17 protein-coding genes are annotated in these 13,881 nt (G+C 63.0%); 11 read left to right on the forward strand and 6 right to left on the reverse strand.

The features are described from left to right. Nucleotides 1-29 precede the first annotated feature (29 nt). Genes AC19YX_RS03365 through AC19YX_RS03390 form a run of 6 tightly spaced genes read left to right on the forward strand, consistent with a single transcriptional unit; the run spans nucleotide 30 to nucleotide 6,096 of the window. The gene (locus AC19YX_RS03365; protein WP_078471440.1) at nucleotides 30-2,945 is read left to right on the forward strand and encodes a monovalent cation/H+ antiporter subunit A; all 2,916 of its coding nucleotides are present in this window, start codon (nucleotides 30-32) and stop codon (nucleotides 2,943-2,945) included. After that, nucleotides 2,945-3,289: a Na+/H+ antiporter subunit C gene (locus AC19YX_RS03370; protein ID WP_003202835.1), complete on the forward strand. Its 345-nt coding sequence runs from the start codon at nucleotides 2,945-2,947 to the stop codon at nucleotides 3,287-3,289. The genes AC19YX_RS03365 and AC19YX_RS03370 overlap by 1 nt, the downstream gene beginning before the upstream one ends. Further along, nucleotides 3,286-4,971, forward strand: coding sequence for a monovalent cation/H+ antiporter subunit D (locus AC19YX_RS03375; protein ID WP_201130640.1), 1,686 nt, complete (start codon nucleotides 3,286-3,288; stop codon nucleotides 4,969-4,971). Before AC19YX_RS03370 ends, AC19YX_RS03375 begins: the two co-directional genes overlap by 4 nt. Then, on the forward strand, nucleotides 4,968-5,456 hold the full coding sequence (locus tag AC19YX_RS03380; protein WP_078471442.1) for a Na+/H+ antiporter subunit E: 489 nt from the start codon (nucleotides 4,968-4,970) through the stop codon (nucleotides 5,454-5,456). Before AC19YX_RS03375 ends, AC19YX_RS03380 begins: the two co-directional genes overlap by 4 nt. Beyond that, complete coding sequence (locus AC19YX_RS03385; RefSeq protein ID WP_078471443.1) at nucleotides 5,453-5,731, forward strand: K+/H+ antiporter subunit F; 279 nt, start codon at nucleotides 5,453-5,455, stop codon at nucleotides 5,729-5,731. The genes AC19YX_RS03380 and AC19YX_RS03385 overlap by 4 nt, the downstream gene beginning before the upstream one ends. Next, nucleotides 5,728-6,096: a Na+/H+ antiporter subunit G gene (locus AC19YX_RS03390; RefSeq protein WP_020300631.1), complete on the forward strand. Its 369-nt coding sequence runs from the start codon at nucleotides 5,728-5,730 to the stop codon at nucleotides 6,094-6,096. The genes AC19YX_RS03385 and AC19YX_RS03390 overlap by 4 nt, the downstream gene beginning before the upstream one ends. A gap of 34 nt (nucleotides 6,097-6,130) precedes the next feature. Here AC19YX_RS03390 and AC19YX_RS03395 read toward each other — a convergent pair whose 3' ends face one another. Further along, nucleotides 6,131-6,568, reverse strand: a complete 438-nt coding sequence (locus AC19YX_RS03395) for a DUF3995 domain-containing protein (protein ID WP_201130639.1) — start codon at nucleotides 6,566-6,568, stop codon at nucleotides 6,131-6,133. 97 nt (nucleotides 6,569-6,665) lie between these two features. Between AC19YX_RS03395 and AC19YX_RS03400 the strand changes: the two genes are divergently transcribed. Continuing rightward, nucleotides 6,666-7,052 carry a DUF2946 domain-containing protein gene (locus AC19YX_RS03400; RefSeq protein WP_201130638.1) on the forward strand — a complete coding sequence of 129 codons (387 nt, stop codon included), beginning with the start codon at nucleotides 6,666-6,668 and terminating at the stop codon, nucleotides 7,050-7,052. Nucleotides 7,053-7,138: 86 nt separating this feature from the next. Further along, a complete protein-coding gene (locus tag AC19YX_RS03405) occupies nucleotides 7,139-9,271 on the forward strand; it encodes a TonB-dependent receptor (protein ID WP_500605653.1) in 2,133 nt (710 codons plus the stop codon). Nucleotides 9,272-9,305: 34 nt separating this feature from the next. Here AC19YX_RS03405 and AC19YX_RS03410 read toward each other — a convergent pair whose 3' ends face one another. The 3 genes from AC19YX_RS03410 to AC19YX_RS03420 form a co-directional block, all read right to left on the reverse strand. Next, nucleotides 9,306-10,316, reverse strand: a complete 1,011-nt coding sequence (locus tag AC19YX_RS03410; RefSeq protein ID WP_500605654.1) for an ABC transporter substrate-binding protein — start codon at nucleotides 10,314-10,316, stop codon at nucleotides 9,306-9,308. Between the two features lie 119 nt (nucleotides 10,317-10,435). Further along, a complete protein-coding gene (locus tag AC19YX_RS03415) occupies nucleotides 10,436-10,642 on the reverse strand; it encodes a hypothetical protein (protein WP_078471448.1) in 207 nt (68 codons plus the stop codon). After that, a complete protein-coding gene (locus AC19YX_RS03420) occupies nucleotides 10,639-11,109 on the reverse strand; it encodes a hypothetical protein (RefSeq protein WP_371106562.1) in 471 nt (156 codons plus the stop codon). The genes AC19YX_RS03415 and AC19YX_RS03420 overlap by 4 nt, the downstream gene beginning before the upstream one ends. A gap of 629 nt (nucleotides 11,110-11,738) precedes the next feature. On the opposite strand from AC19YX_RS03420, the gene AC19YX_RS03425 reads away from it, so the two are divergent. From AC19YX_RS03425 to AC19YX_RS03435, 3 genes are all read left to right on the forward strand, one after another. Continuing rightward, nucleotides 11,739-11,969 carry a hypothetical protein gene (locus AC19YX_RS03425; RefSeq protein ID WP_500605655.1) on the forward strand — a complete coding sequence of 77 codons (231 nt, stop codon included), beginning with the start codon at nucleotides 11,739-11,741 and terminating at the stop codon, nucleotides 11,967-11,969. Between the two features lie 70 nt (nucleotides 11,970-12,039). Further along, nucleotides 12,040-12,429, forward strand: coding sequence for a hypothetical protein (locus tag AC19YX_RS03430; RefSeq protein ID WP_500605656.1), 390 nt, complete (start codon nucleotides 12,040-12,042; stop codon nucleotides 12,427-12,429). Nucleotides 12,430-12,545: 116 nt separating this feature from the next. Further along, complete coding sequence (locus tag AC19YX_RS03435; RefSeq protein WP_078471451.1) at nucleotides 12,546-12,785, forward strand: DUF2789 domain-containing protein; 240 nt, start codon at nucleotides 12,546-12,548, stop codon at nucleotides 12,783-12,785. Nucleotides 12,786-12,841: 56 nt separating this feature from the next. Here AC19YX_RS03435 and AC19YX_RS03440 read toward each other — a convergent pair whose 3' ends face one another. Together AC19YX_RS03440 and AC19YX_RS03445 are read right to left on the reverse strand one after the other, a co-directional pair. Beyond that, nucleotides 12,842-13,105, reverse strand: a complete 264-nt coding sequence (locus AC19YX_RS03440; protein WP_078471452.1) for a hypothetical protein — start codon at nucleotides 13,103-13,105, stop codon at nucleotides 12,842-12,844. 95 nt (nucleotides 13,106-13,200) lie between these two features. Further along, nucleotides 13,201-13,509 carry a hypothetical protein gene (locus AC19YX_RS03445; protein WP_500605657.1) on the reverse strand — a complete coding sequence of 103 codons (309 nt, stop codon included), beginning with the start codon at nucleotides 13,507-13,509 and terminating at the stop codon, nucleotides 13,201-13,203. Nucleotides 13,510-13,881: the final 372 nt, after the last annotated feature.

Raw genomic sequence — 13,881 nt, forward strand, 5'->3', positions numbered from 1 at the left:
CGTCAGAATTCTCCGCAGATTAGAAGCCTATGTCCCTGATAGTTCTATTGCTTCTACCTTTTATTGGAAGCTGTGTAGCGGCCTTGTTGCCGCACAACGCACGTAACACCGAATCCCTGTTGGCCGGCCTTGTTGCCTTGGCCGGGACCATTCAAGTAGCCCTTTTATATCCCCAGATCGCCCATGGCGGCGTGATCCGCGAGGAGTTCATGTGGCTGCCCAGCCTGGGCCTGAACTTCGTCCTGCGCATGGACGGCTTTGCCTGGCTGTTCTCCATTCTGGTATTGGGCATCGGCACCCTGGTGTCGCTGTACGCCCGTTACTACATGTCGCCGGAAGACCCGGTGCCGCGCTTCTTTGCGTTTTTCCTGGCGTTCATGGGCGCCATGCTGGGCCTGGTGATTTCCGGCAACCTGATCCAGATCGTGTTCTTCTGGGAACTGACCAGCCTCTTCTCGTTCCTGCTGATCGGCTATTGGCACCACCGCTCCGACGCCCGCCGTGGCGCCTACATGGCGCTGATGGTGACCGGCGCGGGCGGCTTGTGCCTGCTGGCGGGGGTCATGCTGCTCGGCCATGTCGTCGGCAGCTACGACCTGGATCAGGTACTGGCCGCCGGCGACCTGATTCGGGCCCATGCCCTGTACCCCATCCTGTTGCCGCTGATCCTGATCGGCGCCCTGAGCAAAAGCGCACAATTCCCCTTCCACTTCTGGCTGCCCCACGCCATGGCCGCACCGACCCCGGTCTCGGCCTACCTGCACTCCGCGACCATGGTCAAGGCCGGGGTGTTCCTGCTGGCCAGGCTCTGGCCCGCGCTTTCCGGCAGTGAAGAATGGTTCTGGATCGTCGGCGGCGCCGGTGCCTGCACCCTGGTGCTGGGCGCGTATTGCGCGATGTTCCAGAACGATCTCAAGGGCCTGCTGGCCTACTCCACCATCAGCCACCTGGGCCTGATCACCCTGCTGCTGGGCCTGAACAGCCCGCTGGCCGCCGTGGCAGCGGTATTCCACATCCTTAACCACGCCACCTTCAAGGCCTCGCTGTTCATGGCCGCCGGGATCATCGACCACGAGAGCGGCACGCGGGATATCCGCAAGCTCAACGGCCTGGTCAAGCTGATGCCCTTCACCGCGACCCTGGCCATGGTGGCCAGTGCCTCCATGGCCGGTGTACCGCTGCTCAACGGTTTCCTGTCCAAGGAAATGTTCTTCGCCGAAACCGTGTTCATCAACTCCACCGCCTGGGTCGAAGCCGCCCTGCCGGTGATCGCCACCATCGCCGGGACCTTCAGCGTCGCCTATGCCCTGCGCTTTACCGTCGACGTGTTCTTCGGCGAGCCGGCCACCGACCTGCCCCACACCCCGCACGAGCCGCCGCGCTGGATGCGCGCGCCGGTGGAACTGCTGGTGTTCACCTGCCTGCTGGTGGGGATTTTCCCGGCGCAGATCGTCGGTCCGCTGCTGGCCGCTGCGGCCTTGCCGGTGGTGGGCGGGGTCCTGCCCGAGTACAGCCTGGCGATCTGGCACGGCCTGAATGCGCCGATGATCATGAGCCTGATCGCCATGTCCGGCGGCATCGTGCTCTACCTGCTGCTGCGCAAGCAGCTGCACCTGGGACGCTTCGCCTACCCGCCGCTGACCGGCGCGCTCAACGGCAAGCGCCTGTTCGAACGCAGCCTGGTGAGCATGATGCGCCTGGCCCGACGCCTGGAGCGGTGGATCAGCACCCGGCGCCTGCAGACCCAATTGTTCCTGCTGGTTTTGACCGCCGTGCTGCTGGGCCTGATCCCGATGCTCAACAGCAGCCTGACCTGGGGCGACCGGCCGAAGATCCCGGGCTCGATCGTGTTCGTCACCCTGTGGCTGCTGGCAATTGCCTGCGCCCTGGGCGCCGCCTGGCAAGCCAAGTATCACCGGCTGGCGGCCCTGACCATGGTCAGCGTCTGCGGCCTGATGACCTGCGTGACCTTCGTCTGGTTCTCGGCGCCGGACCTGGCCCTGACTCAACTGGTGGTCGAAGTGGTGACCACGGTCCTGATCCTGCTCGGCCTGCGCTGGCTGCCGCGGCGGATCGAAGACGTCTCGCCACTGCCCAGCAGCGTGCCCAAGGCGCGCATCCGCCGCCTGCGCGACCTGGCGCTGTCGACCGCCGTCGGCCTCGGCATGGCGGTGCTCTCCTACGCCATGCTGACGCGCCAGACACCGAATGACATTTCCTCGTTCTACCTCAGCCGCGCCTTGCCCGAGGGCGGTGGCAGCAATGTGGTGAACGTGATGCTGGTGGACTTCCGGGGCTTCGACACCCTGGGTGAAATCACCGTGCTGGTAGCCGTGGCCCTGACCGTGTTCGCCCTGCTGCGACGCTTCCGCCCGCCCAAGGAAAGCATGCAACTGCCGGCCCAGCAGCGCCTGCTGGCACCGGACGTGGTCACTGACCTGGTCAACCCGCGCCAGGCCAGCGATACCGCCCTGGGCTTCATGATGGTGCCGGCGGTGCTGGTGCGCCTGCTGCTGCCGGTGGCCCTGGTGGTGTCGTTCTACCTGTTCATGCGCGGGCACAATCAGCCGGGCGGCGGTTTCGTCGCCGGCCTGGTGATGTCGGTGGCGTTCATCCTGCAATACATGGTCGCCGGCACCCAATGGGTCGAGGCGCAGATGAGCCTGCGACCGTTGCGCTGGATGGGCACCGGGCTGCTGTTCGCCACGGTTACCGGCCTCGGGGCCATGGCCTTCGGTTATCCGTTCCTGACCACCCATACCCTGCACCTGAGCGTGCCGGTACTGGGTGATATCCATATCGCCAGCGCGCTGTTCTTCGACATCGGGGTCTACGCGGTGGTGGTCGGTTCGACCCTGCTGATCCTCACTGCCCTGGCGCACCAATCGGTGCGGGCCCACAAGCCGAACCAGATCAAAGCCCTGCCCAAGCCTGGAGCCGCCTGATGGAAGAAGTCATCGCAATCGCCATCGGCGTCCTGGCCGCCTCCGGAGTCTGGCTGGTACTGCGCCCGCGGACCTTCCAGGTGGTGATGGGCCTGTGCCTGCTGTCCTACGGGGTCAACCTGTTTATCTTCAGCATGGGCAGCCTGTTCATCGGCAAGGAGCCGATCATCAAGGACGGCGTGCCCCAGGACCTGCTGCACTACACCGACCCGCTGCCCCAGGCGCTGGTCCTCACCGCTATCGTCATCAGTTTCGCCATGACCGCGCTGTTCCTGGTGGTGCTCCTGGCGTCGCGAGGCCTGACCGGCACCGACCACGTGGATGGCCGGGAGCCTAAAGAATGAACCTGATGCCGCACCTGATAGCCGCCCCCATCCTGCTGCCGTTGCTGACGGCCGCGATCATGCTGATGCTTGGCGAGAAACATCGCCCGCTCAAGGCCCGGATCAACCTGTTTTCAAGCATGGTCGGCCTGGGTATTTCCGTGCTCCTGCTGTACTGGACCCAGCAACAAGGCGTGCCCGGCTCGATCGGCGTGTACCTGCCGGGCAACTGGCAGGTGCCGTTCGGCATCGTGCTGGTGGTCGATCGCCTGTCAGCACTGATGCTGGTGCTGACCGGAATCATCGGCGTCAGCGCCCTGCTGTTCGCCATGGCTCGCTGGGACCGCGCCGGGGCCAGCTTCCACGCACTGTTCCAGATCCAGCTGATGGGCCTCTACGGGGCCTTCCTGACCGCCGACCTGTTCAACCTGTTCGTGTTTTTCGAAGTGCTGCTGGCTGCCTCCTACGGCTTGATGCTGCACGGTTCGGGGCGCGCCCGGGTCTCGTCGGGCTTGCACTACATCGCGATCAACCTCCTGGCGTCGTCGCTGTTCCTGATCGGCGCGGCGCTGATCTACGGCGTCACCGGAACCCTGAACATGGCCGACCTGGCGCTGAAGATCCCGCTGGTGCCGGAGGCCGACCGTGGCCTGCTGCATGCCGGCGCGGCGATCCTCGCCACCGCGTTCCTGGCCAAGGCCGGGATGTGGCCGCTGAACTTCTGGCTGGTGCCGGCCTACTCCTCGGCCAGCGCGCCGGTGGCGGCAATGTTCGCGATCATGACCAAGGTCGGCGTCTACACCCTGCTGCGCCTGTGGACCCTGCTGTTTTCCGGGCAGGCCGGCGCATCGGCCTACTTTGGCGGCGAGTGGCTGATCTACGGCGGCATGGCGACAATTGCCTGCGCGGCCCTGGCGATTCTCGCCGCCCAGCGCCTGGAGCGCATGGCCAGCCTGAGCATCCTGGTCTCGGCCGGGATCCTGCTGTCGGCCGTAGGGTTCGCCCAGCCACAATTGATCGCCGGGGCGCTGGTGTACCTGGTCAGTTCCACCCTGGCCCTGAGTGCGCTGTTCCTGCTGGCGGAGTTGATCGAACGCTCGCGTTCGGCCAATGAAATCCCCCTGGAGGATGAAGTCGAAGTCCTGCCACGACCGCTGGAATCCCTGCAACCGCCCCGGGGCACCAACCTCGATGACGAGCAAAAAGCCGTGGTCGGCCAGGTCATCCCCTGGACCATGGCCTTCCTCGGCCTGAGCTTTATCGCCTGCGCCCTGCTGATTATCGGCATGCCGCCACTGTCGGGGTTTATCGGCAAGCTGAGCCTGATCAGCGCCCTGCTCAACCCGCAAGGCCTGGGCGTTGCCAGCGAGCAGCCGATCAGCCTCGCGGCCTGGGGCTTGCTGGCGTTGCTGATCCTCTCGGGGCTGGCCTCGCTGATCGCCTTTTCGCGGGTTGGCATCCAGCGCTTCTGGACTCCCGAGGAGCGGCCTTCGCCCCTGCTGCGTCGTTTTGAATGCGTGCCGATCATCGCCCTGCTGGGGCTGAGCGTGCTGCTGACGTTCAAGGCCGAGCCGCTGCTGCGCTTCACCCAGGCCACCGCCGACAGCCTCAACAACCCGCAGCAATACGTGATGGCGGTGCTGGGCACCCGCGCCGTGCCCAGCCCTGAAGCCCGAGCCGCAGCGCTGGAGGTGCAGCCATGAAGCGCATCTTCCCCGCCCCCTGGCTGTCCCTGGCGCTGTGGCTGCTGTGGCTGCTGCTCAACCTGTCCCTGAGCCCGGGCAACCTGTTGCTGGGGGCGATCCTGGGTTTCGCCGCTCCCCTGCTGATGCGCCCGTTGCGGCCATTGCCAATCCGCATTCGCCGGCCCATGACCATCCTGCGCCTGTTCCTGCTGGTGGGCCGCGATGTGGTGCTGTCCAACCTGGCGGTGGCCTGGAGCGTGCTGAATGCCGGACGCCGGCCGCCACGCTCGAAGTTCGTCAAGATCCCCCTGGACCTGCGCGATGCCAACGGCCTGGCGGCGCTGTCGACCATCACCACGGTGGTGCCGGGCACGGTCTGGTCGGAATTGTCCCTGGACCGCAGCATCCTGTTGCTGCACGTGTTCGATCTGGACGACGAAGAGCAATTCATCGAGCACTTCAAGACCGCCTATGAGCGGCCACTGATGGAGATCTTCGAATGAGCGCCCTCCTCTCCAATGCAATCCTGCTCAGCCTGTTCCTGTTTTCGGTGGCCATGGTCCTGACCCTGGTCCGCCTGTTCAAGGGCCCTTCGGCCCAGGACCGGGTCCTGGCCCTGGACTACCTGTACATCCTGGCGATGCTGATGATGCTGGTGCTGGGCATTCGCTACGCCAGTGATACCTACTTCGAGGCGGCGCTGCTGATCGCGCTGCTCGGGTTTGTCGGCTCCTTCGCCCTGGCGAAATTCCTTCTGCGTGGCGAGGTGATCGAATGAATGGCCTGGTTGAATTGTCGCCCTGGGTCGAGATCCCCGTGGCGATCCTGCTGGTGCTCAGCAGTCTGTTCGCCCTGATCGGCGCGGTGGGCATGCTGCGCATGAAGGACTATTTCCAGCGCATGCACCCGCCGGCGCTGGCCACCACCCTGGGCTCCTGGGCCGTGGCGCTGGCGTCGATCATCTACTTTTCGGCGCTCAAGTCCGGCCCGGTATTGCATGCCTGGCTGATCCCGATCCTGCTGGCGATCACCGTGCCGGTGACCACCCTGCTGCTGGCTCGCGCCGCGCTGTTTCGCAAGCGCATGGCCGGGCACGATGTACCGGCCGAAGTCAGCAGCAAGCGCAGCGAAAGCGGCAACTGAAGAGCGGTGGTGGCGCAACGGCAACCCCGCTGCCTCAGTTCCACGCCACCACCAGCAGGCCGGCCCCCAGAGCCACGCACAGCGGCGAATAGACCAGGCTGTCGAGCCGTGCGAAGCGCGACGGGCTGGGCTCCTTGAAGAAGCCCACCAGGCTCGAATCGCCAATGGCCCGGGCGAACATCAACAGCGCAATTGCACTGATCAACCACTGCAACCACGGCTGGCCCAGCAGCGGCAGAAACAGCCCGACCCGCAGGCACACCAGCAGCGCAATCAACAACAACCCCAGGGCCACCAGCGCGGTAATCCATGCCGTCGGCCGGAACGCCGGCTGCCACTGGCCCGGTGCCGCACCCGCCACCTGGGGCACCACCGCCTCACTGCCAAGCCGCCCGCCCAGGGCCCAGTACAGATGAACCAAGGCAATCAGGATCAAAACCGTGGCTGTTCCTTGCGCGACCAAAAGGCTCATGCTCAGACATCCCTGACAAAAAATGTCGCTGAAGAATGGACCGCCCTGGACGTTTTTGTAAGTGCTTTCAGTCGCACCGATGGTAAAGTGCCGCCCCATGAAACTTGCCCGAACCGACCGCTCACTGCTGGCCTGGATGCTCTATTGCTGCGTCCTGTTCAACGTGTTCGCCTGCAGCATCGGTCACGGGCAAATGGTCGGCATGCAGCTCAACGGCATCGGCGGCCAGTTCTGTGCGGTCGACCCGCAGACCCAGGCACCGAGCCCCGTGAGCCCCGGCGATGAGTCGCTGCCGACCCTGTCCAAGGCCTTCGGTTGTCCGCTGTGTTCCAGTGGCGGCATGGGCCCGGCACTCAACTCCAGCCTGACCCTGGCGATCCTGCCGGAGCAGCACAGCCCGCCCCCGGCGCCGATCGCCAGCGCTGAAATCCCCACCCGCTTCCTCTGGCCCACGGCCCACCCGCGCGCCCCACCTGTCGCCTGACTCTTTCGCTCGACCACCTGCCCACCGCGCCAACGCGTGGCGTTCGGCCGTGGGCTGATTCCTAGCCAAAAATTCAGGATACATCGATGAAAAACCTTCCTTTGCTGGCCGGCCTGTTCGGCTGCCTGTCCGCCAACGCCTGGGCGCAAGCCAGCCTCGACCTGGCCCCGATCACCATCGACGGCGAACAGGAGGCCGAACCGGGCCTGGCCCTCGACCAAGCCGGGGGCATTGCTTCGCGACTGGGCCTGAGCCTGCGGCAGACCCCGGCCTCGGTGGCCGTGGCCAATCGCAGCGATATGCAGCGCCACGGCGCGCGGACCTTCCAGGACGCGGCCAACAGCCTGCCCGGGGTCAATGCCAGCGCGCCGCCGGGCTTTGGCGGATTTGTTTCCTACCGGGGTTTCAGCAACAGCCAGATCACCCAGATGTTCAACGGCATCAATGTCTCCAGCGGCCTGGCGCGGCCGGTGGATGCCTGGATCTACGACCGGGTCGAGTTGCTCGGTGGCCCGGCCTCCCTGGTCAATGGCGCAGGCTCGGTGGGCGGTTCGCTGAACTACGTGAGCAAACTGGCCAACCGCCAGGAACAGGCGGCCGAGGGCCGGATCAGCTACGCCACCTACGACACGACCCAGACCGCCTTCGGCCTCAACCATGCCCTCAGCGACGCGGGCGCCGAGGTCCAGCACTACGCGCGCCTGGACCTCAGTCACAACACCAGCAATGGCTATATCGACCGCCAGCAGGGCGATGCCTGGAGCCTGGCATTTTCCCTGCTCAGCGACCTGACCCCGGACCTGTCCCACACCCTGGCCCTGGAGTACCAGGACGAGCACCAGGACAGCCCCTACTGGGGCACCCCGGTGCTCAACCCCAAGGCCGGCGAACTGAAGATCGACAAGCGCAACCGCTTCAACAACTACAACGTCGCGGACGGCCGCTACGAGCAGCGCACGATCTGGGTGCGATCGATCATCGACTACCGGATCAACGACAGCACCAGCCTGAGCAACACCCTCTACCACCTGGACAGCCAGCGCGATTACCGCAACCTCGAGACCTACCAGTACAACGCCGACAACAGCCGGGTGAATCGCTCCACCGCCTATCAGGTGCGGCACCAGGGCGAGCAGAACGGCAACCAGTTCCAATTGCGCCACGAGGGCCAGCTGTTCGGCCTCGACAGCACCTGGTCCGGCGGCTTCGAGTACAAGGTCAACCGCACCACCAGTTCGCCGCTCAACGTCAAGGCCGCCAACAGTATCGATCCCGATAACTACTTGCCCGGGCACTTCTATGACCTGCCACAGACCCGCCAGGGCTTTGTCGCCGACAAGACCAATGAGGTCACGACCCGGGCGCTGTTTGCCGAGAACCGCCTGGCGCTGACCGAACGCCTGGCGCTGGTGAGCGGCCTGCGCTACGACGCAATCGAACTGGACCTGACCAACCACCGTGAAGTCACGCCCAGCAACCCGCGTCATCTCACGCGACGCTGGGAGCCGGTCACCGGGCGCCTCGGCCTGACCTACCAGTTCATCCCCAGCGCCAACGTTTACGTGCTGTACAGCACGGCCGCCGAACAGCCCAATGGCACCCAGAACTTCGACGTGTCGACCGGCAAGCAATGGGAGATCGGCAGCAAATTCGACTACCTGGACGGCCGGGGCTCGGCCACGCTGGCGGCCTACCGCATCGAGCGCCAGGACTTTTCGGTGACCGACCCGCAGGATCCAAGCAACAGCATTGCGGTAGGCCAGCAGCGTTCGCGGGGCGTGGAACTGGCCAGTTCGCTGCACTTGAGCCCCAACCTGCTACTGGAGGGCAACTTCGCCTGGGTCGATGCCCGATATGACGAGTTCAACGAGAAAGATGCCGCCGGCAACGTCGTCTCGCGCAAGGGCAATACCCCGGTCAACGTGCCAGACCGGGTGGGAAACCTGTGGCTGACCTATGACCTGACAGCGCGCTGGCAAACCGGGGTCGATGCGCGCTACGTGGCCTCGGTGTTCGCCGACAACGCCAACACCCTTACCGTGCCGTCCTACACGCTGTATGGGAGCTTCCTGACCTACAAGGTCGACTCACAGACCAGCGTCACCGGCCGCATACGCAACCTCACCAACCAGGTCTACGCCGAATACGCCCACGTCTCACCGGCCTACTACCTGGGCACCCCACGCACCTTTGAGCTGGCGGTGCAGACCCGCTTCTGAGCCACCACCGCCCTCTCACCGACCCGCCGCCGGCCTACAGCGCGGCGGCAACCTTGTCGGCAATGTCCCTGGGCAGCCAGGCGCGCCACAGGTCCGGGTGTTGCTTGAGGAACGCCTGGGCTGCCTGGCGCGGATCGCCGTGCTTTTCACTCATCTCGGCCAGGGCCTTGTTCAGGGGCTCGATGGGCAGGGTGACCTTGCTGAAGGTCTCGGCAATCTGCGGGTACTGCTGTTTGAAGGGCGCAGACACCCCAATCGACAGTTTCGAGGCCAGGGAACGGGTGGGCTTGGGATGGGGGTTGTCGGCGTCGGTCAGGGTCTTCCAGGCCTCGGCGTCGAAAGCCGGCTCTTCCAGCTGCACCAGCTTGAAGCGACCGATCAGTGGGGTCGGCGACCAGTAGTAGAACAGCACCGGTTTGCCACGGCGGATCGACGAGCTGATTTCCGCATCCAGGGCCGCGCCGGAGCCGCTGCGAAAATTCACATAGCTGTCGGCCAGGCCGTAAGCCTTGAGCTTCTGCTGGTTGACCACTTCCGAGGTCCAGCCGATGGGGCTATTGAGAAAGCGCCCCTTGTCCGGGCTCTCCGGGTCCTTGAACACGTCCTTGTAGCGCGGCAGGTCAGTGACGCTGCGCAGGTCCGGCGCCAGAGGCTTGATGCCGCGGGCCGGGTCGCCCTTGATCACGTACTCCGGCACCCACCAGCCTTCGGTGGCCCCCTTGACCGTGTCGCCCAGGGCCAGGACCTTGCCCTCAGCCTCGGCCTTGACCCATACCGGGCTGCGTCCGGCCCACTCTTCGCCGATGACCTGGATATCGTTATTGGCCAGGGCGGTTTCCAGGGTAATGGTGGTGCCCGGCAGGGTGTCGGTGGGCAGGCCGTACCCGGTCTCGACCAGGGTGCGCAGGATCTCGGTGATCAGGCTGCCGCTTTCCCAGTTCAGGTCGGCGAAATGGATCGGCGCCTGCGCGGCCGTGGCTGGCAGCCCCAGCGTCGAGCCGAATGTGAACAACGTACCGACCAGCAGTGCTCGAAGTCCCTTCATGCCTGTGCACCCCGTGCTTTCACAGCATTAGCAGAATGGTCTTCCAGCACAGAGCCGGAAGCCTCTGAATATTCAGTCAACAGACTGTAGTAGAGGTTCCGGTTTTCGAAGCCTGGCGGCTATTTTTCGGCGGGGGCCTGCAACTGCTGGAGTTCCCGACGCACCATGCTGGCGTAGGGCGCCGGACGCAGGTTGTACAGTTGTGCCGCCACCCAGTTCAGCCAGGCGCCTTGCAGCACGGCCTTTTGCGCGAACAGGCGCTGGGCTTCGGCGCGGGCGAGTTCCTGGTGCTGCTGATGAAACTCGGCGCGACTGGCGCTCGTCACTCGCTGGCCTTGAAGGTCACCAGTTCACCCTTGCGCCATTTGGCGGCCTTGCCGGTCACGGCCTTCAGGGTCTTGGTCAGGCCTTCTTGCAGTTGTTCGTGGGCGGCGAACACCATGACCACGGTGTGACCTTCCTTGAACAGGATCCCGTGCCCGTCGGCGCTGGTCACAAAGGCGTATTCGCCCAGCCCGTAGACGGTGATCTTGATTTCACGAAACTTGATCTCGAACTTGCCGCCTTCGCGACTGGGCAACACCGCCGCGCGAAAATGATCGCCGACCTTGAGTTCCAGGCGCTGTTTATCGTCAACCACCAGGGCGGATTCGGTGTCGATTTCGGCAATGTAAATGCCTTCGGCGGTTTGCTCGGTGATGTACACAAAACGGGACTGAAACTGCTTCACCAGCTTTGCGCGCAAATCACCCAACACGAACAAAGCATGCATCTCAAGATTACTTACTGCCAAGGAAAGCTCCCCAACGCAAAAGATAAAGTGCCCCGCAGGAAAAACGGGCAGCACAAAAAAAGGCCAGAGCGGCGCTCTCGCCGCAATGGTTCACACAAAAACCCGAGGTAGGCCGGACACGCCTTCAGCACCTGTCTGGATACAGACACGCCTGAAACACTGAAGGAGGTGACACTGAAGACCGGTAAACAGCACAGGCTCACAAAGGCGGTAAATAAGGCGATATCGCCTGGTGCCACGCCGATGGGAAGGCCCGGATCAAGCACTGATCACTGACCACAGGGGCAATTCTAGAGCAACTTTATGCCTTGCGACCATTCAAAGCGGCGGCAAAGGCCTGATCAAGGTATTAAAACGATCACCGGGTACGATTATTCAGGCCGCAGTACAAAGTGCCAAAACAATCAGTGGCGGGATTCTAACCATTGACCACGGCCTCTGCATACATCCCTTGTCCTGGAAAGGTACTTGGAACATTCCCAAATCAAAGTAGGAGGATTCAACGCGAAACGACACTGAGTTAACTCAGCACTCCTGCGACAACAACTGCCATACTGCGCCGTTAACGAAAAACCAGCCAGCACGGCAAAGCTCCACCCGCACAATAATCTCCAAAGGAAGGCTCATCAGTGACGGAATTAGATATAGGCGAGTTCTTCATCCGTGGGGAATCCTGGGAAGTCGAAGGCGAGTTTCAAGCGGTTATCGTGATGCGTGCCAAACCCCCATTGACCACCGTGACCTTCCATCAGGTCGAGAAGGACCGCTGGTTCAAGACCTCGGAAACCGCCGCCGTTGCCGCCGTCGAGGCCGCCAGGGCATTGAAGCTGGCAGTCGACCAGGGAGCGCTGAAGTCCTGAGTGCAGCACACAGCCATCAAGGATCTGGCTGAACCACCGATACCCCGGCGAGCATCCATTTAAGAGCATCATGATGATCAACTTGAATCCACAGGCTCGCCTGCCCGCCCTGGCGCCGGCACCCGCCGCCGCACAAGCCGAAGACGATGAGCGCTCAGGCAACCTGTTCGGCACCCGGGCCAGCGCCGGCAATGAGCTGGACAACCTGCTGCTGGCGAAGAAAAAGCACCTGCTGCGCCTGAAAAAACAGATCGAGCAACTGCAACAGAAACTGCGGCGGGCCACTGCCCGGCTGGCAATGGTCAAGGCTGCCCGATCCGGTTCCGAAGCCGGGCGGGCGATGCTGGTGTCCGCCGCCCGCGCTCAGGTCCTGGCCTTGACCAGCGCGCTGTCCATGGCCCAGACCGCCCTGTTTCAAGCTGAAAGCGTGATGATCGGCTCGGTCGACACCAGCGCCTGAATCGGCGCATCCAAACCTGCGGCCCTCACCGATCGAACTCCTGGCGCCCACCCGCCTCAGATGCACTGAATGCCTCTCGCCCGACCTAGGGCACTTTCAGCGCAAGGAGATCATCTATGGATACGCCAACCCACGACCTCACAGGATTGTTCGATCAACTCGGGCTGGACTCCGCACCCGCCGCCATCGACGGCTTCATCGCCCAGCACTCGCCCCTGGCCGAGGATCAGAAGCTGATCGACGCGCCCTTCTGGACCCCGCAACAGGCGGCATTTCTCAAGGAACAACTGCGTGAAGACGCCGACTGGGCCCGGGTGGTGGATGAGCTGAATCTGCGCCTGCACCAGCACAGCTGAGGCGCGGTCGATCAGCGCAGGCCCCGGCAGCTCATGCCGCCGGGGCGACTGCGGGGCTAAATCACGGTGACGGCGATGCTGTCGTTCTGCACCGTGATGTTCAGCGTGGAGTCCCAATCGCGCACCTCCACGGTGATGCTGATCTGCGTCGGCGCGGTGGTCTTGTACACCGTCAACGTCTGCAGACCACTGGCCACTGGCAGCGGCGCACCGAAGTTCGCCGCACCATTGAGCCCCCAGCGGGCCAGACCGAGTGTTACCGCCGTGGTGTTTTGCGCTTGTGCACCGCCGACAATATTGACTGTCACATTAGCAACCATCTTCAGTTCTCCATTGATAATTAAAAAGCCACTCAGTTAATTCTGCACAACACTGTTTGGAGCTTGATCGATCATTCGCTAAAAACATTCAAGCTCTACGAATTGCTCAGTTCCAACTGCAAGCCGTCGTCACTCGCCTGAACTTCCCACTTCAGGGGCCAGTCACTGTTCTGGGTGACATAACTATTACCCGGATAGACCACATTGAGCACAGTCGTTTGCGCAGCAACTCCGTTGCAGATCAAATCCAGAACTACATTGCCAGCCACGGGTACCGTATAAAGAACCACATTGGTTTGAGCAGCGATATTCACGGTAGCCAGAATAGCTGCCTGGTTGTGGAGCTTGATATCAACCCGCTGCGCGGCGGCAGTCGAATTTCTTGCTTCTATCACAATAACCATTTGATTTTCCTTGCAAATAGTCCATGAGAACGATTTGTCCCGCCTGGCAAGGCTGCCGCTCGGGAGCCGCAGCACTAGTCATGGCCGTGACCCACGCTAGCGATAATGTCGTTCCGCCACCATTACACGACATTACGCCTCTGTTACTTCACATCGTCCTGCTCATCCACGGCGGGAAACTGCAATTTATGTAATCGTTTGTAATTGCCGATAACAATGCCCGAAAGATACTTTCCTTTGGCGAACAACAGTTCCATCTCGAATAACAAATCCATGACTTCGAGACAAACTTCACGTTCCGCACACCTATAAGACTGGCCTGCTCATTGCAGGATCCACTCACAACACTGGCAGTTAAAACTCAAACTCAAA

This window comes from Pseudomonas sp. MF09150, from assembly GCF_059862355.1.

Coding starts and splice junctions, on each gene's coding strand:
- AC19YX_RS03385 (WP_078471443.1), top strand. CDS start 5,453: ATGAGCGCCCTCCTCTCCAATGCAATCCTGCTCAGCCTGTTCCTGTTT.
- AC19YX_RS03410 (WP_500605654.1), bottom strand. CDS start 10,316: ATGAAGGGACTTCGAGCACTGCTGGTCGGTACGTTGTTCACATTCGGC.
- AC19YX_RS03445 (WP_500605657.1), bottom strand. CDS start 13,509: ATGGTTATTGTGATAGAAGCAAGAAATTCGACTGCCGCCGCGCAGCGG.
- AC19YX_RS03390 (WP_020300631.1), top strand. CDS start 5,728: ATGAATGGCCTGGTTGAATTGTCGCCCTGGGTCGAGATCCCCGTGGCG.
- AC19YX_RS03405 (WP_500605653.1), top strand. CDS start 7,139: ATGAAAAACCTTCCTTTGCTGGCCGGCCTGTTCGGCTGCCTGTCCGCC.
- AC19YX_RS03430 (WP_500605656.1), top strand. CDS start 12,040: ATGATGATCAACTTGAATCCACAGGCTCGCCTGCCCGCCCTGGCGCCG.
- AC19YX_RS03440 (WP_078471452.1), bottom strand. CDS start 13,105: ATGGTTGCTAATGTGACAGTCAATATTGTCGGCGGTGCACAAGCGCAA.
- AC19YX_RS03435 (WP_078471451.1), top strand. CDS start 12,546: ATGGATACGCCAACCCACGACCTCACAGGATTGTTCGATCAACTCGGG.
- AC19YX_RS03400 (WP_201130638.1), top strand. CDS start 6,666: ATGAAACTTGCCCGAACCGACCGCTCACTGCTGGCCTGGATGCTCTAT.
- AC19YX_RS03395 (WP_201130639.1), bottom strand. CDS start 6,568: ATGAGCCTTTTGGTCGCGCAAGGAACAGCCACGGTTTTGATCCTGATT.
- AC19YX_RS03375 (WP_201130640.1), top strand. CDS start 3,286: ATGAACCTGATGCCGCACCTGATAGCCGCCCCCATCCTGCTGCCGTTG.
- AC19YX_RS03380 (WP_078471442.1), top strand. CDS start 4,968: ATGAAGCGCATCTTCCCCGCCCCCTGGCTGTCCCTGGCGCTGTGGCTG.
- AC19YX_RS03370 (WP_003202835.1), top strand. CDS start 2,945: ATGGAAGAAGTCATCGCAATCGCCATCGGCGTCCTGGCCGCCTCCGGA.
- AC19YX_RS03365 (WP_078471440.1), top strand. CDS start 30: ATGTCCCTGATAGTTCTATTGCTTCTACCTTTTATTGGAAGCTGTGTA.